The sequence below is a fragment of the Janthinobacterium fluminis genome, from assembly GCF_028595325.1.
Taxonomy (GTDB): Bacteria; Pseudomonadota; Gammaproteobacteria; order Burkholderiales; family Burkholderiaceae_D; genus Janthinobacterium; species Janthinobacterium fluminis.
This window is the reverse complement of record NZ_JAQQXR010000004.1, coordinates 147,632-170,003: the sequence shown is the minus strand read 5'-3', so window position 1 is coordinate 170,003 and position 22,372 is coordinate 147,632. Positions and strand designations below refer to the sequence as shown.

Here is a 22,372-nt window from a genome sequence, read left to right as displayed (position 1 = left end):
TTATTCGCGCGCGTCGATGGCGTCCAGCGGCATGATGGCTTCGGCGATCTTCAGGATAGCGGCGGGCGGATAGATGCGCAATTTCTTGGCCGTCGTCATATTCACCAGATAGGTGAAGCGGTGCAAAACGTCGACGGGAATTTGCGACGGCGGTATCTTTTTCACCAAGATCTGCTCCGCCTTGTAGCCGGCGAACTCGCCCACGTTGAAGTAATTGCTGACCAGGCCCAGCAGGGCGCCGTCGTTGCGGATGGGCGCTTCGGTGGCGGCAAAGACGGGGATGCCGGCCAGGTTCGCGGCCTGCACCACGGTCTTGGCGTTTTTGATGAGGAAAGAATCCGAGGGAATGTAGACAAACTGCGGTTTGTTTGCCAGCAGTTCCTTCACCGCCTTGTGCAAGCCGTCGGCGCTCGGGTTGTTGTTACGGTCGAGGGCAACCGGTTTCAATTGCACGCTCATGTCGAACTGCGGCGCGATGCGCTCCAGTTCCTGAACGGCCAGCAGGGAATTTTTTTCCTGGGGATTATAGAGCACGCCGATATGCCGGGTGCCGCGCATGCTTTGCAGGGCCTTCATCTGCGCCGCCAGCGGCACCAGGTGGGACACCCCGGTGAGGTTGCGGCCCGAGGACTTCATATCGCTAATGAGCCTGGCCCCGATGGGGTCCGCGACAATATCGAACACCACGGGAATATCGGTGACGTGGAGGCCGGGCTTGACTTGCCCTTGCAAACCGACGAGCTCGGCGGTAACGGTCGTGCCGAAGGAATAGATCAAGTCAGGCTGCAAGGTTTTTGCCGTCTGCACGCAAGCGGCGATCTTGCCATTGTCCGCCTGCCCGTCGCAGATGGTGAACTTGACCGGAATTTTCCGCCTGTGCAGATAGGCCATGAAACCTTTTTCCGCGTCGGTCGTGCCGCGGTAGAGCAGCATCATGATCTTGTATGGTTTGCCTGGGCTGGCGAACAGCGGGGCGGAGCAACATAACAGCAGACTAGACAGAATGAGACGACGCATTGCACAGAACCTTTCTTGTATTACGCCACATGGAGAGCAGCGGGAGAGGGGGGGCGCTCATACCAGAAAAATATGGCGGTGAAGCAACTTACGCAAATAAAGCACAGTATGCCAATGCCCAAGAAAGCGCCTTTGAAATTGAAGTGGGAAATCAACAGGCCGGCGACGATGGGCCCCAGGACATTGCCTATGCGTTCGATCAGACGGAAGATGCCGGTGGCCGTGCCCACGCCGACCTCCTGCACCACATCTTTGCAAAAATCGTTAACCAGGGCCAGTTGCGGCGACACGCCGATCGCATGGGCGATGCCCAATAGGGAAATGCTGAGCAGCAAACCAAAGGTGTTATCGAAAAGATAGATGATCACCATCGCCGTGGCCGCCCCGTAGCCGCCGATGGTGACGAACCAGCGCAGCTGGCCTATCTTGTCGGCCAGTTTCGCCACCAGCGGGGATAGGATGATGATCGCCAGGCCATAAGCCATCATGATCCTTCCCGTGGTCGATTGGTTATTGCCCAGCAGTTTCAGGTAGAGGGGGACGGCGTAATACAAGAAGCCGGTGAGGGCGATTTTTGCCGGGATCGCCGCCAGAAAGGTAATCGCGGAAAACTTTTTATTTTTTAGCAGCAGCTTGAAGTCATGGAAACTCAAGCGCTTCTTGGGGGCGCCGAGCAGACTCAGATGCTTGTGCAGGAAACGGAACACGAATATCGCCGAAATAAGGCTCAGCAGGGCCGACAGCAAGATGGTCCAATGATAGCCAAGGCGGTCGGCCAGAATGCCGCCGATGGCCGAGCCGGAAAGCGAGCCGGCGAAAAAACTCGACAGGAATATCGCCATGCCCTTGGTGCGCTGGGCGGGGGGCGTGTTGTTGCTGATATAGCTTTGCGCCGTAATGAACACCAGTCCGTAGCCGAGCGCCGTGAGCGAGCGCCATAGCAGCAGATCGTACAGGGTTTGCGCGCAGGCGGTCAGCGCCAGGCCCAGCGTGGTGATGCCGGCGCCGACGATAAAGGCGGTGCGATGGCCGACCCGGTCGCACCACATGCCGGCCCATGGCATGGACAGGGCCCAGGTGAGCATGAAGAGGGAAATCGGCAGTCCAATCACCAGGTTTTTGGAGATGCCCATCTCCGCCGAGTAGAACTGGTCGACAAAAAACGGGAAAAAAGACAGCGACAGGGAGTCGGCGAAAATCAGCAGGAAAAACGGCCAGCGGATGTAGTCGACGGCGGCCGTCAGCAAGCTTGGGCGCTGGCCGGCGGCGTGGAACTGGAAGGGGGCGAGGCGCTGTTGCAGCCTGGCCTTGAACGCGGCATCGGCCGGCAGGTGGCAGAGGGCTTGAAAGCGCCGGTTCAGCTCCGCGACGATGGCATTGAACGGCGCGCTTAATTGGCCGATGCCGGCCAGCCTATCATGCGGCAGATAATGGCTGAAATCGCCCTGGCGCACCCGCGACAAAAATGCCCGGGTCACATCGGCCGGGGCCGCGACCGTGAACGTCAGCACAAAACGCATCAGTTCCAGGGCGATCAGGACGGCGACGACCAGCACCGTGATGACGTCGTAGGAGATTTCCTGTAATTTTTGCTCCACCAGGGCCGAGCGCTGCCCCAAATGCAGGCTGCCCAGCCGTTGGCGCTGAAACACCAGGGGGACGTCGGTATTAAAGTAGCCGGCGCGCGTGGTGGTCTGCATGCTGGTGCCGGCCGCATTGAACAGGCGCTGCAATTGTTTTTTTTCGGGCAAGTCGGCATAGCCGCTTTGGTACAGCACTTTCCCTTGCAGGTCGGTGACGAGCATATAGGCGATGCTGGGATTGTCTTTTCTGACGGCGTCGAGGAATTCATCGACGCCAACCATCTCCTTGAACGGCACCCCGTATTGATATGCCAGCCCCAGCACCTCGGAACTGGAGTAACTGACGGCGGCAACCGTGCGCGCCATTTCCGGCGGCAAATCGCGCTCGAAGTCGCGCAATGTCAGCCAGGACAGTAACAGGGCAGATAACAGCAAACCCAGGGTGGCGAGTAGCACCAGACGCATCTGCAACTGTTTCATGGCTTGCCCCCCTGCGTGCCGGTGGCGGCATCGAGTTCGAGTTGTTTCAGTTCGCGGGCCGCGTGGTAGCTGAGCTTGGTAAATGTGTTGATGTGTTCGGCGACATCGGCACCCAGCAAGTCGGCTGTGACGTGGGCCTGGACAGGCTCGTCCAGGCTGCGTTTGAGCGTCTCGCTAACCTGCGCCAGGTCGCGCGTCAATTTGCGCGTCAACAGATAGGCGCCGCCGAAGATGAACAGCGCGCAGGGGAGCAGGGTTTGCAAGAGACTGAGTGCGAGCTTGCGCAACATGTCGCGGGTGGCGGCGCGGATTTCGAGGCGGTCGTAGCCGATCACGACGGCGCCGATTTTGATATTGAAGTTGTTGCTAAATGGCACGCCAATTTGAAAGGTGTCGGCGCCGCCTCCTTGCCAAATACCGTCGTTGGCGGTTTGCTTGAGGCGTTTTTTCCATTCGGCGGCCGGCTGGGCCGGCATATTGCCCTGCACGGCCACGACGCCGAATTCGTCGACAATCGCAATGTAACGCGTTCCGCTTTGCCTTTGCATGAGATCTTGCATCGTGGGAAGCAAATGCGTATTCGCCGCCGGCGCGATGCCGATATTCAGGCCGCCTTCAATGGTTTGCCGCAGATCCTTGCCCATTATCATGTAACGGGTGGCATTCAGCTCCAGATAGTTTTTCCGGTAGTTCGAGTAATTCAGAAAAGATATCAGGATCAATACCAGGGTAATGACCAGCATTAACAATGCGCCTATCCGCCACCATAGGTGCTTGGTCTGTCGTGCGGCATCGGTGTTATCGGCGGCAGCGCTGAGCGTGGAATTCTGCATTGTGACCATTCTGCGGCCGGCGGGCCGTGTTGGTTTTCCGGCAAAAGCATGTCGTCAATAAGACATGCGGCGTCCTTGTTTGTGAAGTCCTTGAATGCAAGCCTGCGCAGCGAGGCCGGCAAATATGCCGGCTGACGCTCAAATGAAGAGGCGGAAAGCGGAATGGCTAATCTTTTTGTTTTTCGGCATGGGGGAAAGCCGTGCACTTTTTATTTTGTTAAGTATTGCAAATTAGTGCGCTTTTGGCAAGAATTCTCTGGCGATGGACACATTCCGCGCCCGTATGCCGCCGGCATAGTTCCATCGAACTATGCCGCGCCGCCGATCAATAGGTAATAAGAATCATTCTCAATGAGATCGCTTGCCTGTTAAACTTTGGCAACAATTTCGAGAGGGGGGAGGGCCGCAGGCTTGTCCGCCGCCTCACTCGATGTCCAACGCCAGCCACTCAAGGAGAGTTCTTCCCAGGCCGCTAGCATTTGCCAGCCCTATGGAGAACTGTCATGATTTTGCTGTCCGCCGGCGTAGCGCCGGTTTTCGCGCGGCGCCGCCTCGACCTGGCCCTGGCCGCCGCGTTCGCCGCCACTTCCCTTGCTCCGCATGCCTACGCCGAGGACGTCCGATCCGTCCGCCTGGGCGAGCTGGTGGTGTCCGCCACGCGCACTGAGGCCGAGGCCGACAGCCTGTCGGCCACCGTCACCAGCGTCGACCGCGACGCGCTGGACCGGCGCCAGCCGCGCGACGAGGCCGACCTGTTCCGCGACGAGCCGGACGTGTCGATGGCGCGCGATTTGCGCCGCTTCGGCGCCACCCGCGTCAACATCCGCGGCATCGAGGACAACCGCGTGGTGCAGATGGTGGACGGGGTGCGCCTGCCGGACTACTACAACGGCGGCGGCCCGAGCAACTTTACAATGGGCGGCGCGCCGGGCGCCATGCCCGATTTCCTCAAGCGCGTCGAGATCGTGCGCGGCGCCGCGTCCAGCCTGTACGGCTCCGACGCCATCGGCGGCGTGGTCGGCTACCTGACGCTGGACCCGGCCGACCTGCTGCGCGACGGCGCCGGCAGCGCCCTGCGCCTGAAGGCCGGCTACCACGGCGCCAACGAGGGCCGTAGCCAGACGGTGCTGGGCGCCTTCGGCGCCGGGTCCGCGCAATTTTTGCTGGGGTATGCGCAGATGCGGGCGAAGGAGGCCGCCAACATGGGCGCCCAGGGCGGCGCGTCGAGCAGCCGCAGCCTGGCCAACCCGCAGGACGCCACGGACCGCGGCCTGCTGGCCAAATTGGTGCTGCGCCCGGCCGCCGGGCACAAGCTGGTCGCCACCGTCGAGGGGCGCAAGCAACAGGCCGACAGCGAGATCCTGCGCCTGGCCGCGGCGATGCCCAAGCTGACCTTCATGCGGGGCGACGACAATGTGCGGCGCCGGCGCGCCAGCGTCGAATGGGAGCACAAGCCAGCCGCCGGCCTGTACGACCGCCTGACGGCGCGGCTGTTCCGCACCGATGCGGCCACCGCCAACCACAACGCCCAGCGCCGCAGCAACACCTCGGCGACGTGCTCGGCCGCCGCCGGCGCCGGCAACAATTGCCTGGTCGCGCAGGATTTCTATCTCGACCAGGAGAGCAGCGGCGCCGGCCTGCTGCTGGAGAAGGGCCTGAAGACGGGCGCGCTGGAGCATGTGCTGAGCGCCGGCCTCGACCTGGGCCGGGTGCGCGTGGAGGAAAAGCGCGACGCCCGCATCCGTAACGAAACCCGGGGCGTCACGTTGCCCTCGCTGGCCGGCGAGGTCTACCCCCTGCGCGACTTCGCCATCGGCGTCACCGACACCGTCGGCCTGTTCGTCCAGGATGAAATCGGCGGCCTGGCCGGCGGCCGCCTGTCGCTGACGCCGGCGCTGCGTTTCGACCGCACCCGGCTCAAGCCGGAAGTCGACGCGCTGGCGCAGCAGACGCTGACGCAGTTGGGGCGCGGCGTGGTGCGGCAGACCCACAGCGCGGTGTCGCCGAAGCTGGGCGCGCAGTGGCAGTTTTCGTCCGCCGTGACGGCCTACGCGCAGGCGGCCAGCGGTTTCCGCGCACCTAATTACAACGAGGTCAACGGCGCCTTCCGCAACGCCTCGCAGTTCTACGCCACCGTGCCCAACCCCGACCTGAAGCCGGAGAAGAGCGTCGGCGTCGAGCTGGGCCTGCGCCTGGCCGCCGGCCCGCTGCGGCTGCAACTGGCCGCTTACGACAACCGCTACAAGGACTTCATCGAAACCGTGATGCTGAGCTGCCCGCGCGACCCGCTGTGCTACAGCCCGTCTCCGGCGTGGCGCACCAATATGGCGGTCAACCTGACCAAGGTGCGCATCTACGGCGCCGAGGCGCGCGCCAACTGGGACATCGCGCCGGGCTGGCGCGGCGACGCCGCGCTGGCGCTGGTCCACGGCAGCAACGAGCAGGACGGCCAGCCGCTCAACAGCGTCGAGCCGGCGCGCCTGAGCCTGGGCTTGCTGCGCGACGCCGGCAGTTGGGGCGCCGAGGCGCGCGTGCGCGCCGCCGCCCGCAAGCGCAGCGTCGACGACAGCGCCGGCACCTTCTTCCGCACGCCCGGCCACGCGGTGGCCGACCTGGCGGCGTGGCTGAAGCTGGGGCGCAATGTGCGCCTGAACGTCGCCGTCAACAACCTGCTGGACCGCAAGTACTGGCTGTGGAGCGACATCCGCCAGGCCGACGCGCCCGATCCTGCCGGCGTCGACTTCTATTCCCAGCCCGGGCGCAAGCTCAGCGTCGCCGTGCAGGCGGACTTCTGATGCTGGCAAGGCGCCTGATCATGGCGGCGGCGCTGTTCCTGCTGGCCGCCGCCGCCCACGCCGCCTCGGTGCTGTTCATCGCCACGCCGAACGTGCCGGTCGGCAAGTTCCGCCTGCTTGAGGGCATCGCCCGGACGCACGGCGTGCAGGCGGAGGTGCGCTACCTGGACAAGATCCCGGCCGACGCCGACGCCACCCTGTTCAAGGGCTATGACGCAGTCTTCTTCGACACCTACCTGCAGGACGCGGTGCGCGGGCGGCTGGCGCGGGCGCTGCCCGGCCTGAAGAAGCCGCAGTTGTGGTTGTACGACGCGCAACCGGCGTGGAGCGGCCTGCCGGACCCGCTGGCCAAGCGCCTGCTGGCCTACTACGTCAACGGCGGCCGGGCCAATTTCGACGGCTTCTTCCGCACGCTGGCGGCGCAGCTGGCGGGCCGCGCCGCGACGGGCGTGGCCGAGCCGCTGGTCTTCCCCAAGCTGGGCATCTACCATCCGCTGGCGCCGCAGATCGTCTTCGCCGACACCCCATCCTATTTCGCCTGGAAGGGCGTCGACCCGCGGAAGCGGCCGCCGACGGTCGCCATCGCCCTGCACCAGCAATACATCGCCTCGGAGCAACTGGCGTTCATCAACGACCTGATCGCCCGCATCGAGGCCGCCGGCGCCGTCGCGCTGCCCTTCTACGGCCCGGCGATGGAGTCGCCGGCGCCGCTGATCAGCGTGCAGGGCAGGGCGCAGGCCGACGTCATCATCAACACGCAAATCATCCTCAACCCGGAGGGGCGCCGGCGCGAGTTCGAGGCGTTCGGCATTCCCGTGGTGCAGGCCACGCCCTACCGCAAGGGCGACGCGGCGGCGTGGGCGGCCGACCCGCAGGGCGTGAACCTGAGCGACGTGCCGTTCTACCTGGCGCAGGGCGAGTACGCCGGCATCGTCGACGCCATGGTGGCCAGCGCCACCAGCGACGAGCAGATCGTCGCCATCCCCGAGCAGGCCCAGGCGGTGGTCGAGAAGGCGCTCAAGCTGGTGCGCCTGCAACGGCTGGAGAACGCCGAGAAGCGCCTGGCGGTGTTCTTCTGGAATTACCCGCCGGGCGAGAAGAACCTGTCGGCGTCCTACCTGAACCTGCCGAAAAGCCTGGCCGCCACGCTTGAGGCGCTGCGCGGCGCCGGTTACCGCACCCAGGCGCACGAGGAGCCGGTGCTGACGGCTTTGCTGCAGCGCCTGCTGGCGCCGTTCTACCGCGACGGCGAGCTGGAGCCGCTGCTGCGCGACGGCCTGGCCGAGCTGCTGCCGGTGGCCGACTACCGCGCCTGGCTGGGGCGCCAGCCGGCGGCCGTGCAACAGGCCATGCTGGCGCGCTGGGGCGAGCCGGAGCGCTCGTCGATGGTCGTGCGGCGCGACGGCGTCGCCTACTTCGTCGTGCCGCGCGCCAAGTTCGGTAACGTCGTGCTGCTGCCGCAGCCGCCGCGCGGCGAAAAATGGGAGGGCAAGGAGAAGCAGTTGTACCACAGTGTCAAGGCCGGCCCGTCGCACTTCTACCTGGCGGCCTACCTGTGGGCGCGCCAGGGGCACCGCGCCGACGCGCTGATCCACTACGGCACCCACGGCTCGCAGGAATGGCTGCCCGGCAAGGAGCGCGGCCTGTCCGTGTCCGACTATCCGCTGCTGGCGGTGGGCGACGTGCCGGTGGTCTACCCTTACATCGTCGATAACATCGGCGAGGCGCTGCAGGCCAAGCGGCGCGGCCGCGCCGTGACGATCACGCACCAGACGCCGCCGTTCGCCCCGGCCGGCCTGCACGAGGCGCTCACGCGCATGCACGATCTGCTGCACGCCTGGATAGGCCAGGACAGCGGCGCCGTCAAGGAGCGGCTGGCGGCCGACCTGCTGCGCGCGGCGCGGGCCGAGCGGGTCGAGCGCGACATGGGCTGGGACGAGGCGCGCATCGCCGCCGCGTTCCCCGCCTTCGTCGAGGCGCTGCACAATCACCTGCACGAGCTGGCGCAGACGGCGCAACCGCTCGGCCTGCACACCTTCGGCACGGCGCCGGCGCAGCAGCACCGCCTCGGCACGGTGCTGCTGATGCTCGGGCGCCGGTTCTGGGAACTGGCGGCCGCGCCCGGCGAGGAAGCCGACGAGAGCTTCGTCGGCGACTACCAGAAGCTGAGCGCCACCACGGCCTACCAGTTGCTCAAGCGTTACGCGCTGGACGGCGCGCCGCTGTCCGAGGTGGCCAGGCCGGAGCTGGCCGCGATGCTCGAACAGGGGCGTGCCCACTACGCCGCGCTGTCGGCCGGCAACGAGATGGCGGCGCTGCTGGCGGCGCTGTCGGGGCGCCACATTCCGACGTCCTACGGCGGCGACCCGATCCGCAATCCCGAGGCGCTGCCGACCGGACGCAATCTGTACGGCTTCGACCCGTCGCGCGTGCCGACCCAGCAGGCTTGGGCGGCCGGCAAGGAGGCGCTCGAAGCGCTGCTGGCGACCCACCGCAAGGCCAAGGGGCGCTTGCCGAAGAAGCTGGCGTTCTCGCTATGGTCGGTGGAAACCATGCGCCACCAGGGCATTCTCGAGGCGCAGGCGCTGTGGGCGCTGGGCGTCGAGCCGGTGTGGGACGCCGGCGGCCGCGTCGTCGACGTCAAGCTGGTGCCGCGCGCGGCGCTGGGCCGGCCGAGGGTGGACGTGGTGTTGTCGGTTACCGGCCTGTACCGCGACCACTTTCCCAACGCCATGCGCCAGCTGGCGCGGGCGGCGCAGCTGGCCGCCGAGGCGCAGGAGGACGACAACCCGGTGGCCGCCAACACGCGCGACATCGCGGCCCGGCTGGAGCGCGCCGGCATGGCGCCGGCCGAACGCCTGGCGGCCGCGCAAACGCGCATGTTCTCGTCGGAGTCGGGACGCTACGGCACCGGCCTGGACGGCGCCACGCTGGCCAGCGACAGTTGGAAGGGCAAGGACGACGGCGACCGCAAGCTGGCCGACCTGTACCTGAGCCGCATGCAGTTCGCCTACGGCCCCGACCAGAGCACGTGGGGCCAGGCCGGCGCCAAGGTCAATCTGTACGCCGAGGCGCTGCGCGGCACCGAGGGCGCGGTGTTGTCGCGCAGCTCGAACCTGTACGGCATGCTGACCACGGACGACCCGTTCCAGTACCTGGGCGGCCTGTCGCTGGCGGTGCGCCGGCTCGACGGCAAGGCGCCCGAGCTGTACATCTCCAACCTGCGCGAGGCCGGCGCCGGCGGGGCCGGCGGCAAGGTCGAGAGCGCCGCCGGCTTCCTCGCCAAGGAACTGGCCACGCGCAACTTCCACCCCGGCTATATCAAGGGCTTGATGGCCGAGGGCTACGCCGGCACCTTGCAGGTGCTCGACTCGGTCAACAACTTCTGGGGCTGGCAGGCGGTGGCGCGCGAGGTGGTGCGCGACGACCAGTGGCAGGAGTTCGTCGACGTCTACGTGCGCGACAAGCACCGCCTCGGCGTCAAGGACTGGTTCGAGCGCGACAACCCGCACGCGCTGGCGCAAAGCATCGAACGCATGCTGGAGGCGGCGCGCAAGGGCTACTGGAAGGCCGACGCCGACACCGTGCGCGAGCTCAAGCAGCGCTGGCGCGAGATTTCCGCGCGCCATGACGTCAAGAGCGACAACGCACAGTTCAAGGCCTTCGTCGCCGCCGGCTTCGGCACGGGCGCGGCGCGGCCGTCGCCGGCGCAGGCGCAGGCGGTGCGCCGGCCGGCGGCGGCCGGCGCCGCGGCTGCCGCGCCGCCTGCGCCGCCGCCGATACGCGGCATGCAACTGGCGAGCGTGGCGCAAACGCCGCCGCCCCGGCCGGGCTGGCCGCTTGGCGTGCTGGCGCTGCTGGGCGCCATCCTGGCCGGCGCCGTGCGCCAGACGCGCGCGCCCGGCGCCCCCCCCGATTCACGTTTGAACCTTCGTTGAAAGATAGCTATGCAAATTCTGATTGAAACCCTGATGTACCAGCTGGGCCAGTTGTTCCTGCTGCCGACCCTGGCGCTGATCGCGGCGCTGTTCCTGTACAGTTTCTATAGCCTCGGCAGTTTCGCCGTGCAGGGCTGGCAGCGCCGCCGTGGCGGCGGCCGGCCGCTGCTGGCCTGGTGGCGCGCACACCGCCACGCCGGCGCCGACGAGCTCGACGTGCGCGCCCACAAGCTGCTTGAGGCGGGGCGCATCGCCACCCGCGTGGCGCCGATGATGGGCCTGGTGGCGACGATGATACCGATGGGGCCGGCGATGAAGTCCCTGTCGGACGGCAACCTGGGCGCCGTGTCGCAGAATCTGATGGTGGCGTTTTCGGCCGTGATCCTGGCGCTGCTGGCGGCCTCTGCCACCTTCCTCGTCGTCAACGTGCAGCGCCGCTGGCTGGCCGAGGAGTTGCTGGAGATCGAAGCCCTGCGCACCGGTCCGCGCGCGGAGGCCGCATGAAGCTGCTGCACGAAGCGGACACCGAAGACCCTATCCTGTCGGTGGTGAACCTGATCGACGTTTTTCTCGTCATCATCGCCGCGCTGCTGATCGTCGTCGCCAAGAACCCGCTGCTCAACACCTTCAGCAAGCAGGACGTCACCGTCATCACCGACGCCGGCAAGCCGACGATGGAGGTGCTGGTCAAGAAGGGCGAGAAGATCGAGCGCTACAAGAGCACCGGCAACATCGGTCAGGGCGAGGGGGCCAAGGCCGGCACCGCCTACCGCATGAAAGATGGCTCGATCATTTACGTGCCGGAAGGCGGCGCCGGCGCCGGTGCGGAAGGGGGCCAGCGCGATTGAGCGATCGCAATGGCGGCGGAACTCGCGCCGCTGCGACGGATCGAACCAAGGTAATGTGAGCGTCATTGGTCTTATCATGTTTGACAATGAATTGCAGCTATTTGTGCTCAACAGCAGCCGGGCTTTCGGCGAGCAGGTGGCGCGCTGGCTCGATATGGCGCCCGGCGCCCACGAGGAGCGCGATTTCGAGGATGGCGAACATAGGGCGCGTCCGCTCGACAGCGTGCGCGGCAACGATGTGTTCGTCCTGCAATCCCTGTACGGCGACGCCCGGCAAAGCGCCAACGACAAGCTGTGCCGCCTGCTGTTTTTCATCGGCGCGCTCAAGGATGGCGGCGCCGCGCGGGTCACGGCGGTGCTGCCGTATCTGGCTTACGCGCGCAATGACAGGCGCGGCAATCCGGGCGAGCCGGTGACGACGCGTTATGTCGCCGCGCTGTTCGAGGCCGTCGGCACGGATGCCGTGCTGGCGCTGGATGTGCACAATCTGGCGGCTTACCAGAACGCGTTTCGCTGCTGCACCGAGCATCTGGAGGCGAGCCGCCTGTTCGTCAAGTATTTCGCGCCGCTGCTGCGCGGCCGCGAGGTGGTCGTGGTGTCGCCCGACGCCGGCAGCATCAAGCGCGCCGAGCAGTTCAGGCTGTCGTTGGCGCAGGTGCTGGACAAGCCGGTGTCGGGCGCCATCGTCGAGAAGCACCGCGTCAGCGGCGTCGTCAGCGGCGAGATGCTGGTCGGCGAGGTGAAGGGCAGGGAGGCGATCATCGTCGATGACATGATTAGTACCGGCAATACGCTGGCGCGCAGCGTCCGGGCCTGCCGCGCGGCCGGCGCGGGCCGGGTGTATGCGGCGGCGACGCACGGTTTGTTTGCCGGCGACGCGCAGACGCTGCTGGCCGACGGCGCGCTGGAGCGCATCGTCGTCAGCGATTCCGTGCCGGCGTTCCGCCTGGAGCCGGGCGCGGTGAAGGCGAAGCTGACGGTGTTGAGTTGCTCCGCCTTGTTTGCCGAGGCGATCGAGTGCCTGCACGGCGGCGTCCCCAGGGGCGACTTGCTGATGTCGTGACGCTATTGCCGGGATTGGGAGGACGCTATGTTGGAGTCGTTGAAGCAGTCGGGGAAGCTGATCGGCCAGGAAATCGGCCGGGCCTGGGAAAGCCTGTCGGAGGGCTGGCGCGAATTGCTCAGCCGCGGCGGCGATTCGCTGACGCATTTTATCCGCGGCAAGGACGAGAGGCCGGCGGAGGGCGCCGCGCGCGCCACCTTCCCGCGCTGGGGCTTGCTGGCCTGCGAGGTCGAGGAAATGGAGCGGCAAATCGTCGTGCGCGTCGAGCTGCCGGGACTGGAGAAGGAGGATTGCCGCATTACCGTGGAAGGCAATACCTTGCTGCTGTCCGGCGAAAAGCGCTATGCCAGCGACACCGAGGGCTCGACCTTCCACTTGATGGAGCGCGCCTATGGTGCGTTCCAGCGCGCCATTCCGCTGCCGCGCACTGTCGACATCGACAATGCGAAGGCATCGTACAAAAACGGCGTGCTGACCGTGTCGCTGCCGAAGGAGAGCGCCAGCGTGGCGCGGACCATTCCAGTGACGGGGTGAGTTGAGGCGGCCGCCCGGCGGCGGCCGCCTCATGCTTTACAGCGGCGTCACCTGGACATTGGTGATGCGCACGCGCGCGTCTTCCGTGTACAGGCCGATAGAGCCGGCCACGTCATACAGCGCCCCGGTGTAGTCGCTGGCCCTCACACCATTGATGTAGACCGTCACGTGGTTGCCGATTTTTTCGACGACGTAGTTATTCGACACGCGCAGCGCGGTGGCACTGGCGGGGCCGGTGTACAGGAAGGTCTGGCCGATGCCGTCAAACGCCTTGCCCAGTTCCACTCCGTTGGGCTTGAGCAGGAAGTAGTTGGTGTTTTTTCCCGCCGACGTGGGTGTGTAGTTGAAGAAGATCCAAAACACTTCCCACGGGTTCGGCGCCGAGTTCAGGCGCAACTGCTGTTCCGTCGTCGCCGTGATGCTGAGCCGGAAATTGCGCAACTGGATGTTTTTGGCCAGGGTCAGCGCGGCGTGCGTCTCGGACGGGGCCGTCGACGCTCTCGGCGCCATGACGATGCCGGTGGCGGCGTCGTAGCTGACGCTGCCGTAACCATTGTAGACCGTCATCCAATTGTCGGCCGCCAGCGATATGCCGCCCGCCGGCGGTGGAGGTGGCGGTGGTGGCGGAGGTGGCGCCACGCTGTTGATGGCGTCGTTGAGCGTTTGCAGCAGCGGTTTGGTGTTGGGCACCATGTCCTGCCTGAAGTACCACCAGAAGTAGCCGCCGACGTAGTTCGGCACGTTGATCTGCTTGCTGTAATAGCGCCGCACATATTCCGCCTTGCGCGAGGCTATCGCCGTGCCCACTTCGCCGAAACCGATTTTGGAATTCGGGAACATCGCGTGCAGCTGGTTGAACACGGTCGGCCAGTCCGGCTGCAAGCCGTTGCAGTCGTCCTCGTAATAGCTGACCAGTACGTAGTCCAGACCTTGTTTCATGCGCGCCGGAATGTTGTTCTGTGCCCAGGTGAACATTTCGTTGGCCGGATTGGACCAGCAGTTTTTGTTGTAGTACAGCGTCAGCTCGGTGAGCTTGCCGCGTGCCTTGACGAGGTCGTAGGCGCCGCTCATCTTGGCGACGACGTCGACGTTGCTGCCCAGCCATTCGCCGTTGATTTCATTGCCGACTTCCCAGATGTCGACCTGGTTGCCCAGCGTGTTCAGGTATTCCGTGGTGCGGTCGAGGTAGGCTTGCACCGAGTAATGCCGAACGTAGAAGGAATCCAGCAGCTCTCCCATCACGTAGCTGACGTTGCGGATTTGCGTGGTCGCACTCAGATAGCTATTCGCCGGGACGTATTCGTCGAAGACGATGCGCGTCGTCGGGACTTTGCTGATGCTGTTGAGCGAGCTTATCGTGGCCGCCAAGTTGCTGATGCCGTCTATCGTCACGCCGGTGAGCGGCGCGGTGATGGGCAGCGTGGGGCGCGGCCGGTTGTAGACGGTGGCGTTGCTGACCGCGGCGGCGGTCTGGCCTGGCGCGACGGCCTGGTCGCCGGAAGAGCCGCCGCACGCTGCCAGTAGCAGGACGGGGAGCGCAAGCAGGAGTCGTGCGCGGAATATGAAGTTGGGCATATTTTTCCTCCAAAAGAGGCGTTAAGTTGCGCCAACTTTTGATCTAAATCAATATGCACACCGGAACTATATTTTTTTTATTTGCAGGGGGAAATTGAACTTTTTTCGATGGGAAATGTCCAGAAAAGCGGACTCAGGTAGAGGCGCAAGGGCGCAGGCGGGCGTGGGATTTGGCGTTGCCGGCGCGCCGCGTGCACAGCATCAGGGTTGGACCCCGGTTGCATGCCTTTGGTTTTTGCCGGCGCGGCTGGCTAGTATTCCGAGTCAGGCACGCGTTGTCGAGCGAACCGGCAACTCAGGACATTAGTTTTCCTGCAGCAGTTTGAAGATGTCCTGGACCAGCGCGTCGTTGACATAATGCGGGCCGTCGAACAGGTAGCGGCGGTAGCCTGCATAGGCGCGCAACTGCGGCGCCAGTTCGTCTACGGTGGCGCTGCGAAAGCCGCCGCCGACGCGCGGGCGGAACGCCTCGACGATGATGCGCACCCGCGCGCGGCCCAGGCGCGCCGCCAGCGCGTCGGCGTAGCCGCGCGCGACCCGCGGTTCGCGGGCGTAGACGCCGGCGCCGTCCTGGAACAGCACGCCGACATCGTCCGGCAGCCAGGCGGCCAGCGCCGCGGCGAAATTGTCGGCGCCGATGTTGGCGCTGTCGTAGGCGCTGATCCACAACGGCCGCGGCAGCGGCGCCAGCAGCGCGGCAAGGCGGCGCGCGTCCGCCCAGCTGGGGTCGACTTCGACGGGGAAGTACCAGCCGCTCACATGCAGCGGCGTCGGCAGCGCCGCCAGCCGCTGCGACAGCGCCGCCAGGCGCGCGACGCCGGCGCGGGCGGCGTTCTCGTCGAAGCTGCCGGCCAGGCCGACGATGACGTCGCGGGCCCAGGGCTCGGCGGCGATGCGGCCCCAGTCCGGCAGTTGCGGCGCGGCCTGGGCGCCGGCTTCCGCCAGGTCGACGAAGGCGGTCTGGTCCACCAGGGTCCACTGGATCAGCAGTTCGCGCGCGCCGATCCGGTCCCAGTTGCCATATGGGCGCGCGGTGGCGTTGTCGGGCTGCCAGGCGATGCCGTCTATCGGCAGGGGGCGCTGCGCCGGGCCGGCGCAGGCCGCCAGTGCCAGCAGTGTTGCCGTCGCCACGGTGCGCAGCGCGGCGCCGGCGAGGTGAGGGCGAGGCGGCGCGGGCATGGGCGTGCTTCCCATCAGAATTGGAAGTAGAGGAATTTGGTTTCCTTGTGCATCGACAGCAGCGCCGCCGCCAGCATGCACAGCGTGACGGCGAGCCAGCCGGCGGACGGGCGCCATTGCAGCCAGCGCGGCGCCGCCCCGGACGCGGGCTTGAGCGCCGGCGAGAAGGCGCCCATGATTTGCTGCGAGTTCGGCATGCACCAGACGATCAGGAATAGCAGGGAGATCTGGATGGTTTCGGACCAGCGCGCCACCAGCAGGCGCAGCATGTCTTCGCTGCGCAGCGCGGCGCCGCCCTCGATGCCGGACCAGGGCCAGCCCGGCAGCGCCTCGACGCCGTGCTGGCCGCTCATGCCGGCCAGTAGCGACAGCGCGCCGGCGACGCCGTCGGCGCGGAAGAAGGCTTGGCCGACCAGCACCGCCAGCAGGGTCAGGGCGACGCCGCCGGCGTGGCGGACGGCGCGGCGCAAGGCGCCGGCGGGCGCTTGCTGGCGCTGGCCGGCGAAGGCGCGCCAGGCATGGTTGAGCGCCAGGTAGCCGGCGTGCAGCAAGCCGAAGACGAGAAATTGCAGGCCCGCGCCGTGCCAGACGCCGGCCAGCAGCATGGTGAAGCCGGTCGGCAGCAGCACCAGTTGGGCGAAGCCGGCGGCGCTGGCGGCGGCGCGCCGCCCGACGGGCAGGCCGCGCCGGGCGCGCCGCCGCGACAGGGCCATCGCCACCGGGTTGTACAGGTAGTCGTTGAGGTAGCGCGTCAGCGTCATGTGCCAGCGCTGCCAGAAGTCGATGATGCTGGCGGCCTTGTAGGGCGAGTTGAAGTTCAGCGGGAAGCGCACGCCGAACATTTTCGCCAGGCCCAGCGCCATGTCGGAGTAGCCGGAAAAATCGAAGTACAGTTGCAGCGCGTAACTCAGACTGGCGCCCCAGGCGCTCCACAGGCGCAGCGCGTCCGGCTCGGCGAAGCCGGCCTCGGCCCAGTGCGCGACGCTGTCGGCCAGCAGGACTTTTTTCGCCAAACCGATGGCGAACAGCGCGCCGCCGATGGAGAGGTTTTCGGCCTGGAAGCGGTAGGTGGCGCGGTCGGCGAATTGCGGCATCATTTCCTTGTGGTGCAGCACAGGTCCGGCGATCAGGTGCGGGAAGAAGGTGACGAACAGCGTGTAATTGAGGGCGCTGCGCTCGTGGACGACGCCGCCCTTGCAGTCGAGCAGGTAGCCGATTTGCGTGAAGGTGAAGAAGGAGATGCCCAGCGGCAGAATGAGCGCGTCCAGTTCGTGGGCGACCAGGCCGGCGTCGGCCAGGAAGGCGAACAGGGCGGCCAGGTATTTGTAGTAGAACAGCAGGCCGAGGTTGGCGGCGATGGCGGCCGTCAGCAAGGCCGTTTGCGCGCGCGGCCACGGCGCGCTCGCCAGCAGCGCCTGGCTGGCCAGGTAGTTGAAGGCGATCGACAGCAGCAGCAGGGCGACATATTGGGGATTCCACCAGCCGTAGAAGACCAGCGAGGCCAGGCACAGCCAGCAGGCGGCCAGGCGCCGGTGCGCCATGCCCAGCGCGTAGTAGCCGAGCAGCGCGACGGGCAGGAACACCAGCAGGAACAGGTAGGAGTTAAACAGCATGGCGGTTCAGGTTTTCTGCGCCAGCAGGCGCGCGATCAGCGCGGCCAGTTCGCCGACATTCTTCAGGTTTTCCATTTCGGCGGTGCGGAACTTGACGCCGAAGCGCATCTCGGCCGCCACCAGCAGGCTGATGTGGTTGAGCGAGTCCCAGGCGGGAACGTCGTCGGCCGTCGTCGCCGCCGTCAGCACGATGGCGTCGTCGTCGAAGACGTCGCGAAACAGTTCGGTCAATGTGTCGAGCACGGGCAGGGTGGTCATGGCGGGATCTCCTTGATGGTCATCGGCGCGGCGCGGGGCGCGTAGCCGTCCAGCTCCAGCAGCCATTCGCTGCCGCCGTCGGGCGCCGTGGCGCGCAGCGCGAAGCCGAGCTTGCGGTAATGCTCGCTGACGAGGGCGTTTTTCTCGCTGGGCCGGTAGTGGCCCAGCAGGCGCCGGACGCCGCGCCGCGCCGCTTCGGCGGCGACGATGTTCAGCGTCGCCATCTCGACTTTGCGGCCGAGCACGCGGCAGCTCATCAACCAGGTGTCGAGGCGCAGCTCGGCGGCGCCGGCGCCGGGCAGCCCGATGACGACGGCGATGATGCCGTTGTCGCCGAAGCGGTCGCGCAGGCGTAGTTGCAGCAGCAGCGCGTCCGGGGCGGCCATCAGCGCCCGCACTTCGTCGGCCTGGTAGCGCCGCGTGCACAGATTGAACTGGTTGGTTTTGTTGATCAGCTGGACCACGCGCGCCAGGTTCAGCTCGTCGACGCGCGCCCATTCCAGCGTCATGCCGATGCTCTCCAGGTAGCCGTCGAGGTCGGCGTGTGCCGCGCGCGCCGCCTGGCGCTGCAGATTTTCCTGGTACTGGCCGCCGCGGGCGCTGTCCTCGCCGGTCAGGCCCAGCGATTCGAAATAGCCGGCTTCGGCGATGCAGGCCGCGTACAGCGCCGGGTCGTCGGGCAGCTCCGGCACGGCCACCATCGGCAGCGCGCACCGCACCTGGTTGCGCTCGAAGGCGTTGTCGTCGGCGAAGACGAGGGCGTCGAGGCCGATGTTCAGTTCGGCGGCGATGCGCCGCAGATTGCTGGCCTTGTCGTCCCAGTTCGCCACGAAGCAGGCGATGTCGGCGCGCCCCAGCGCCATCTCGGGGTGGTGCAGGAAGGGCGCCAGCGCGTTTTCCTCGGCGTTTTTCGAGCACACGGCGAGGATCACGCCGCGCCGCGCCAGGCCGCGCGCGTAGCGCTGGAAGGCCAGGTGGGCTTCGCCGACGGCGTCGCCCTGGCCGAGCGCGATGCCGGCCACGCCGTCGTCGCCGACGACGCCGCCCCACAGCGTGTTGTCGAGGTCGAGCACCAGGCATTTCGCGCTGCCGCCGCGGCGCGCCGCCAGCAGGCGCGCCACCAGTTCGCCGTACAGCGGCGCCGCCTGCGGCGACACCTGCTGTTTGGCGCGGTGCCACAGTTTCGGGTCGTGCCAGGCGGCCAGGCCGTGCAGCGCGCACTGGTCGTCCAGCGCCAGCAGGTCGACGCCGTCGGCGTCGGCCGCCGCGCGCAGCGCCTGGTTGATGCGTTCGGTCAGGCGCTTCGGCGAGGCCGCCCAGCGCTGCTCGTTGCTGCCCAGCGCGGCGGGACTCACCTGCAGCAGCGTTTGCTGGATCAACTGGCAGGGCGCGCAGGCGCGCGCCAGCCGCCACGTTTGGCGCAGGCGCCTGACGGCCTCGGCCAGTAGCGCCTCGGCCGCCGCGTCGGACAGGCCGTCGGTGTCGGTGCCGATCAGGTGCGCGCTGTCGAAGGCGAACAGCATGGCGTCGACCTTGCGCAGCGGGCTGTCCGGTTCCAGCAGTTGCTGCAGATATTGGCCATAGGCGGGCAGGTGGATGGCTAGCCGCATGCCGTGGCGCAGCGCGCCCACGCGCAGTCCGGGCAGCAGGTGCTCGGCGCTCGACGAGCTGAGCACGGCCAGGCGCAGCGGCGCCCCGGCACCGCTGCGCGCCAGCAGTTTGTCGAGCCGGGCCGTTTGCACGAAGTCCAGCCGCAGTTGCGCCAGCGCGCGCCAGTCCGACAGCGATGCGGCCGGGTTGGCGGCAACGGCCCGCACTTGCTCCAGCCAGTCCGGCGGCGCCGGCGGCAACCAGTGCAGCGCCGTCATGGCGCGCTCGCCGCCAGCGCGGCGCCGGACGGGGAATGCGGCGTGGCGTTCACGCTGTCGCTTCTCGGGCCGCCGTCGCGCAGCAGGCTTTGTTCCGCCTCGCTCAGCGGCAGCGACAGGGCCAGTTCCGGCAATTCCCATACCACCAGGCGAACGCTGGCGGGCCAGCGCGCGCGCTCGCGCAGGGCCGTGTGCAGCGCGCCGGCGAACTGGCCGCCGTCGACGCTGCGGTTCCAGACGGCGCGCCCGAGCGCCATGCCGAGCGCCTCGGCGAAGTTGCTGCGGCGCGAGTAGGAGCTGCCCAGCACCATGACCTCGGGCGGCGCCGGCTCGTCGAGCAGGCCGCCGCTGCCCAGCGCGGCGATGGTTTCCGGCACCTCGCGGTCGGCCGGCGGGCGCCAATGCGGCGGCGCCTGGGCCAGCCCGGCCAGCACCAACAGGTCGCCCATCCGCTCCTGGGTGGCGCTGCCGGTCTGGCGGCTGAATTGCTGCGCCGGGCCGCCGCGCAGCAGCGGACGGGCTGCGGCGGCCACCAGCGCGGCGGCGGCGGCCGCGCCGTGCCGGTTCCAATGCACGTCGGTGCGGAAGAAGGCCGGGCTGACGGCCGCCAGCGCTGCTTCCACGTCGGCCACGCCGGCCCCCTCGGCGGCCAGGCCGGCCTGCCAGCGCCACCAGCGCTGCTGCATGTCGTCGCCCTGGTCCAGGCCGCACAGCGCGTAGCGCTCGACGCGCGCCTTGTCGGGCACCGTCAGCACCAGCACGTCGACGCCGCCGGCACGCAGCGACTGCACCACCGCGTGCATCAGTTCGAGGCGGCGGCGGAACGCGGCCCGGGCGCCCGCCCGCGCGCGCAGGCCGTCGCTGTAGAATAGCCAGCCCGGGCAGCCTTCCTGCACCTGCGCGCCGAGGTCGCCGGCGAAGCGGTAGCGCAGCGCGGCGGCGGCCGTGTTCAGGTTGTCGCGGTAGGGCAGCGTCAGCGCCCGGTTCAGCGCGCGCCCGGCCGAGCCGTCCAGCCAGGCCGCCCGCGTCGCCGCCGGCGTGCGCGCCAGCACGCCGGCTTCGTACAGCAGGCCGGCGGCCGACAGCGCGATCAGGACGGCGGCGCAGCGCCGGTGCTGGCGCCGCAGCGCCTGTGCGCTTGGCGTGCTCATGGCAGCGCCTTGGCGACGCGGGCGCGCCAGACCTCGGGCGGCATCAGCGACTTCGCGTCCCAGCGCCCGAGCGCGTTCGGGCCGAACTGCAACTGCCCCTCGTTGAGCTGCCAGACGATCACCTGCGGCTTGTGCTCGGCGAACTGCGGCGACTCCAGGTACTCCAGCATGGTTTGCCAGGGCCCGACGTTGCCGACGTTCCAGGTCACGGAGACGGGACGGTCGATGACGTTCGAGAGCTTTTGCGGGAAGCCGAAATACGGCTGCACGAAGCTGTTGCCGACCACGTGCACCTGCGCCGGCGCGGCGTCGAGCAGGCCGGCGCGCGTGGCCGCCGGCGCGCGCACGACGAAGACGTCGCGGCCGATGGCCTTGCGCTGTTCGGCGCTCATGAAGTTGGCCGCCAGGTCGCCGAAGCGGCGCTCGCTGGTCCATTCGCCCAGCTCGCTGGCCGTGCCCGGCTTGCCCTGCAGCGGCCACTGCCGGGCGATCAGTTCGCCGGCGGCCGCCGCGCTGGCCTCCGAGCTCCACGCCGTCCAGTGGTAGTCGGCGCGGTAGAAGGCCGTTTGGCTTCCCTGTTCGACGCCCTTCAGCACGGCCAGGTCGTCGACGCTGGCGATGCCGGCCTGGCTCAGCAGCGCCTGGATGTGCGGGTAGCGCGCGCGCACGTCGGCGCCCAGCGCCATGCCGGGCGGCAGGCGCTCCGGGTACATGCCGGCCTTCATCGGCGCTACCAGCACCAGCAGGCCGATGCGCTGGCCGCCCAGGCGCTCGTGGACGCCGCGTATCAGCTCGACGCTTTGGCGCAGCGCCGGCTGGTCGGACTTGGACAGGTTTTCCCAGGCTGGAAACAGCCAGCCGTCCTTGCCGACGATGACGCTGGCGTCGGCGCGCGCCGACTGCGGCGCGGCCAGGGCCAGCAACAGTGCGGCCGCGCCGCAGCGGGAAATGAGCGTGTGCGACATCATCGTGCTCCTTGATATGGCTCGGTTTGCGCCAGTTGGCCCGCCAGCACGGCGCCGCCGAGCAGGAAAATGCTGTAGTGGTCGGCGGCCTTCAGCGCCGGCAGCGTCAGGCGCTGGCCGGCGCCGTCGCCGCATTGGCCGACGACGGTGGCGGCGACCGGGTTGATGGCGCGTTGCCGGCTCTGGCCTTCGGCGACCTGCTCGAACACGGCCGCGCCGTCCGCCAGTGCCAGCCGCGCCACGCAGGCCGGCGCCAGGTTGTAGAAGCGCAGCTCGGCGCGCAGGCCGTCGCGGTTGCCGGCCGTGTCGGCGATGGTTTGCAGCGTGTGCCCCGTGCCGGCGGCGCGGACGACGACGCTGGCGAAGGTGTCGGGCGCCAGCGTTAGCGGCGCGCCGGCCGCCGCGCCGTTGACCGTCAGCGCCAGCGGACGGGCGGCGTCGACCACCCGGTAGGCGCTGGCGATGCGTCCCCGCGGCGCCAGTTCCTGTTCGGCCGCGCCGGCGCCGAGGGCGACGCGCAGCGGCTGGCCGGTGGCGTTGACGGCGCGCACGAAGGCGGCGCCGGCCGGCGGCTGCGCCGCGTACAGGCGCGCCAGCTCCGTTTGCTGCGCGCCGGCCAGCGCGGCGTGGCCGCAGGCCGCGGCGCAGAGCAGGGTTTTCAAGATGGTCATC

General features: G+C 67.7%; 17 protein-coding genes. 6 read left to right on the top strand and 11 right to left on the bottom strand.

From position 1 onward, the window contains the following. The 3 genes from OIK44_RS11960 to OIK44_RS11950 are packed head-to-tail and all read right to left on the bottom strand — an operon-like array spanning position 1 to position 3,913. Positions 1-1,017: an ABC transporter substrate-binding protein gene (locus OIK44_RS11960; protein ID WP_273670982.1), complete on the bottom strand. Its 1,017-nt coding sequence runs from the start codon at positions 1,015-1,017 to the stop codon at positions 1-3. Positions 1,018-1,037: 20 nt separating this feature from the next. Further along, complete coding sequence (locus tag OIK44_RS11955; protein WP_273670981.1) at positions 1,038-3,080, bottom strand: MFS transporter; 2,043 nt, start codon at positions 3,078-3,080, stop codon at positions 1,038-1,040. Then, positions 3,077-3,913 (bottom strand): hypothetical protein, encoded by an 837-nt coding sequence (locus tag OIK44_RS11950; RefSeq protein ID WP_273670980.1) that lies wholly within the window; start codon positions 3,911-3,913, stop codon positions 3,077-3,079. Before OIK44_RS11950 ends, OIK44_RS11955 begins: the two co-directional genes overlap by 4 nt. A 503-nt stretch (positions 3,914-4,416) precedes the next feature. Between OIK44_RS11950 and OIK44_RS11945 the strand changes: the two genes are divergently transcribed. From OIK44_RS11945 to OIK44_RS11920, 6 genes are all read left to right on the top strand, one after another. Next, positions 4,417-6,708: a TonB-dependent hemoglobin/transferrin/lactoferrin family receptor gene (locus OIK44_RS11945; RefSeq protein WP_273670979.1), complete on the top strand. Its 2,292-nt coding sequence runs from the start codon at positions 4,417-4,419 to the stop codon at positions 6,706-6,708. Then, positions 6,708-10,646: a cobaltochelatase subunit CobN gene (gene cobN / locus OIK44_RS11940; RefSeq protein WP_273670978.1), complete on the top strand. Its 3,939-nt coding sequence runs from the start codon at positions 6,708-6,710 to the stop codon at positions 10,644-10,646. The genes OIK44_RS11945 and cobN overlap by 1 nt, the downstream gene beginning before the upstream one ends. Positions 10,647-10,655: 9 nt before the next feature. Beyond that, on the top strand, positions 10,656-11,150 hold the full coding sequence (locus tag OIK44_RS11935) for a MotA/TolQ/ExbB proton channel family protein (protein WP_273670977.1): 495 nt from the start codon (positions 10,656-10,658) through the stop codon (positions 11,148-11,150). Further along, the gene (locus OIK44_RS11930; RefSeq protein WP_273670976.1) at positions 11,147-11,494 is read left to right on the top strand and encodes a DUF2149 domain-containing protein; all 348 of its coding nucleotides are present in this window, start codon (positions 11,147-11,149) and stop codon (positions 11,492-11,494) included. Before OIK44_RS11935 ends, OIK44_RS11930 begins: the two co-directional genes overlap by 4 nt. Positions 11,495-11,570: 76 nt before the next feature. After that, the gene (locus tag OIK44_RS11925; protein ID WP_273670975.1) at positions 11,571-12,557 is read left to right on the top strand and encodes a ribose-phosphate diphosphokinase; all 987 of its coding nucleotides are present in this window, start codon (positions 11,571-11,573) and stop codon (positions 12,555-12,557) included. Between the two features lie 27 nt (positions 12,558-12,584). Further along, complete coding sequence (locus OIK44_RS11920) at positions 12,585-13,091, top strand: Hsp20/alpha crystallin family protein (RefSeq protein ID WP_273670974.1); 507 nt, start codon at positions 12,585-12,587, stop codon at positions 13,089-13,091. 36 nt (positions 13,092-13,127) lie between these two features. Here the strand turns inward: OIK44_RS11920 and OIK44_RS11915 are convergent, their stop codons facing one another. From OIK44_RS11915 to OIK44_RS11880, 8 genes are all read right to left on the bottom strand, one after another. Beyond that, positions 13,128-14,666, bottom strand: a complete 1,539-nt coding sequence (locus OIK44_RS11915) for a LamG domain-containing protein (RefSeq protein ID WP_273670973.1) — start codon at positions 14,664-14,666, stop codon at positions 13,128-13,130. A gap of 303 nt (positions 14,667-14,969) precedes the next feature. Beyond that, the gene (locus OIK44_RS11910; RefSeq protein ID WP_273670972.1) at positions 14,970-15,845 is read right to left on the bottom strand and encodes an alpha-amylase family protein; all 876 of its coding nucleotides are present in this window, start codon (positions 15,843-15,845) and stop codon (positions 14,970-14,972) included. Positions 15,846-15,859: 14 nt separating this feature from the next. Further along, positions 15,860-17,458, bottom strand: coding sequence for an MBOAT family O-acyltransferase (locus OIK44_RS11905; RefSeq protein ID WP_273670971.1), 1,599 nt, complete (start codon positions 17,456-17,458; stop codon positions 15,860-15,862). A gap of 6 nt (positions 17,459-17,464) precedes the next feature. Further along, positions 17,465-17,716, bottom strand: a complete 252-nt coding sequence (locus OIK44_RS11900; protein ID WP_273670970.1) for an acyl carrier protein — start codon at positions 17,714-17,716, stop codon at positions 17,465-17,467. Further along, positions 17,713-19,584: an HAD-IIIC family phosphatase gene (locus tag OIK44_RS11895; RefSeq protein WP_273670969.1), complete on the bottom strand. Its 1,872-nt coding sequence runs from the start codon at positions 19,582-19,584 to the stop codon at positions 17,713-17,715. Before OIK44_RS11895 ends, OIK44_RS11900 begins: the two co-directional genes overlap by 4 nt. Continuing rightward, positions 19,581-20,735 carry an alginate O-acetyltransferase AlgX-related protein gene (locus tag OIK44_RS11890; protein WP_273670968.1) on the bottom strand — a complete coding sequence of 385 codons (1,155 nt, stop codon included), beginning with the start codon at positions 20,733-20,735 and terminating at the stop codon, positions 19,581-19,583. The genes OIK44_RS11895 and OIK44_RS11890 overlap by 4 nt, the downstream gene beginning before the upstream one ends. Beyond that, entirely contained in the window at positions 20,732-21,703 is a 972-nt protein-coding gene (locus OIK44_RS11885; protein WP_273670967.1) for an alginate O-acetyltransferase AlgX-related protein, read from the bottom strand. The genes OIK44_RS11890 and OIK44_RS11885 overlap by 4 nt, the downstream gene beginning before the upstream one ends. After that, on the bottom strand, positions 21,700-22,371 hold the full coding sequence (locus OIK44_RS11880; protein ID WP_273670966.1) for an alginate O-acetyltransferase AlgF: 672 nt from the start codon (positions 22,369-22,371) through the stop codon (positions 21,700-21,702). Before OIK44_RS11880 ends, OIK44_RS11885 begins: the two co-directional genes overlap by 4 nt. Position 22,372 lies beyond the last annotated feature (1 nt).

Excerpts from the sequence above, each read along its gene's own strand:
- OIK44_RS11960 (WP_273670982.1), bottom strand. The coding sequence starts at position 1,017 with ATGCGTCGTCTCATTCTGTCTAGTCTGCTGTTATGTTGCTCCGCCCCG.
- OIK44_RS11955 (WP_273670981.1), bottom strand. The coding sequence starts at position 3,080 with ATGAAACAGTTGCAGATGCGTCTGGTGCTACTCGCCACCCTGGGTTTG.
- OIK44_RS11950 (WP_273670980.1), bottom strand. The coding sequence starts at position 3,913 with ATGCAGAATTCCACGCTCAGCGCTGCCGCCGATAACACCGATGCCGCA.
- OIK44_RS11945 (WP_273670979.1), top strand. The coding sequence starts at position 4,417 with ATGATTTTGCTGTCCGCCGGCGTAGCGCCGGTTTTCGCGCGGCGCCGC.
- cobN (WP_273670978.1), top strand. The coding sequence starts at position 6,708 with ATGCTGGCAAGGCGCCTGATCATGGCGGCGGCGCTGTTCCTGCTGGCC.
- OIK44_RS11935 (WP_273670977.1), top strand. The coding sequence starts at position 10,656 with ATGCAAATTCTGATTGAAACCCTGATGTACCAGCTGGGCCAGTTGTTC.
- OIK44_RS11930 (WP_273670976.1), top strand. The coding sequence starts at position 11,147 with ATGAAGCTGCTGCACGAAGCGGACACCGAAGACCCTATCCTGTCGGTG.
- OIK44_RS11925 (WP_273670975.1), top strand. The coding sequence starts at position 11,571 with ATGTTTGACAATGAATTGCAGCTATTTGTGCTCAACAGCAGCCGGGCT.
- OIK44_RS11920 (WP_273670974.1), top strand. The coding sequence starts at position 12,585 with ATGTTGGAGTCGTTGAAGCAGTCGGGGAAGCTGATCGGCCAGGAAATC.
- OIK44_RS11915 (WP_273670973.1), bottom strand. The coding sequence starts at position 14,666 with ATGCCCAACTTCATATTCCGCGCACGACTCCTGCTTGCGCTCCCCGTC.
- OIK44_RS11910 (WP_273670972.1), bottom strand. The coding sequence starts at position 15,845 with ATGCCCGCGCCGCCTCGCCCTCACCTCGCCGGCGCCGCGCTGCGCACC.
- OIK44_RS11905 (WP_273670971.1), bottom strand. The coding sequence starts at position 17,458 with ATGCTGTTTAACTCCTACCTGTTCCTGCTGGTGTTCCTGCCCGTCGCG.
- OIK44_RS11900 (WP_273670970.1), bottom strand. The coding sequence starts at position 17,716 with ATGACCACCCTGCCCGTGCTCGACACATTGACCGAACTGTTTCGCGAC.
- OIK44_RS11895 (WP_273670969.1), bottom strand. The coding sequence starts at position 19,584 with ATGACGGCGCTGCACTGGTTGCCGCCGGCGCCGCCGGACTGGCTGGAG.
- OIK44_RS11890 (WP_273670968.1), bottom strand. The coding sequence starts at position 20,735 with ATGAGCACGCCAAGCGCACAGGCGCTGCGGCGCCAGCACCGGCGCTGC.
- OIK44_RS11885 (WP_273670967.1), bottom strand. The coding sequence starts at position 21,703 with ATGATGTCGCACACGCTCATTTCCCGCTGCGGCGCGGCCGCACTGTTG.
- OIK44_RS11880 (WP_273670966.1), bottom strand. The coding sequence starts at position 22,371 with ATGACCATCTTGAAAACCCTGCTCTGCGCCGCGGCCTGCGGCCACGCC.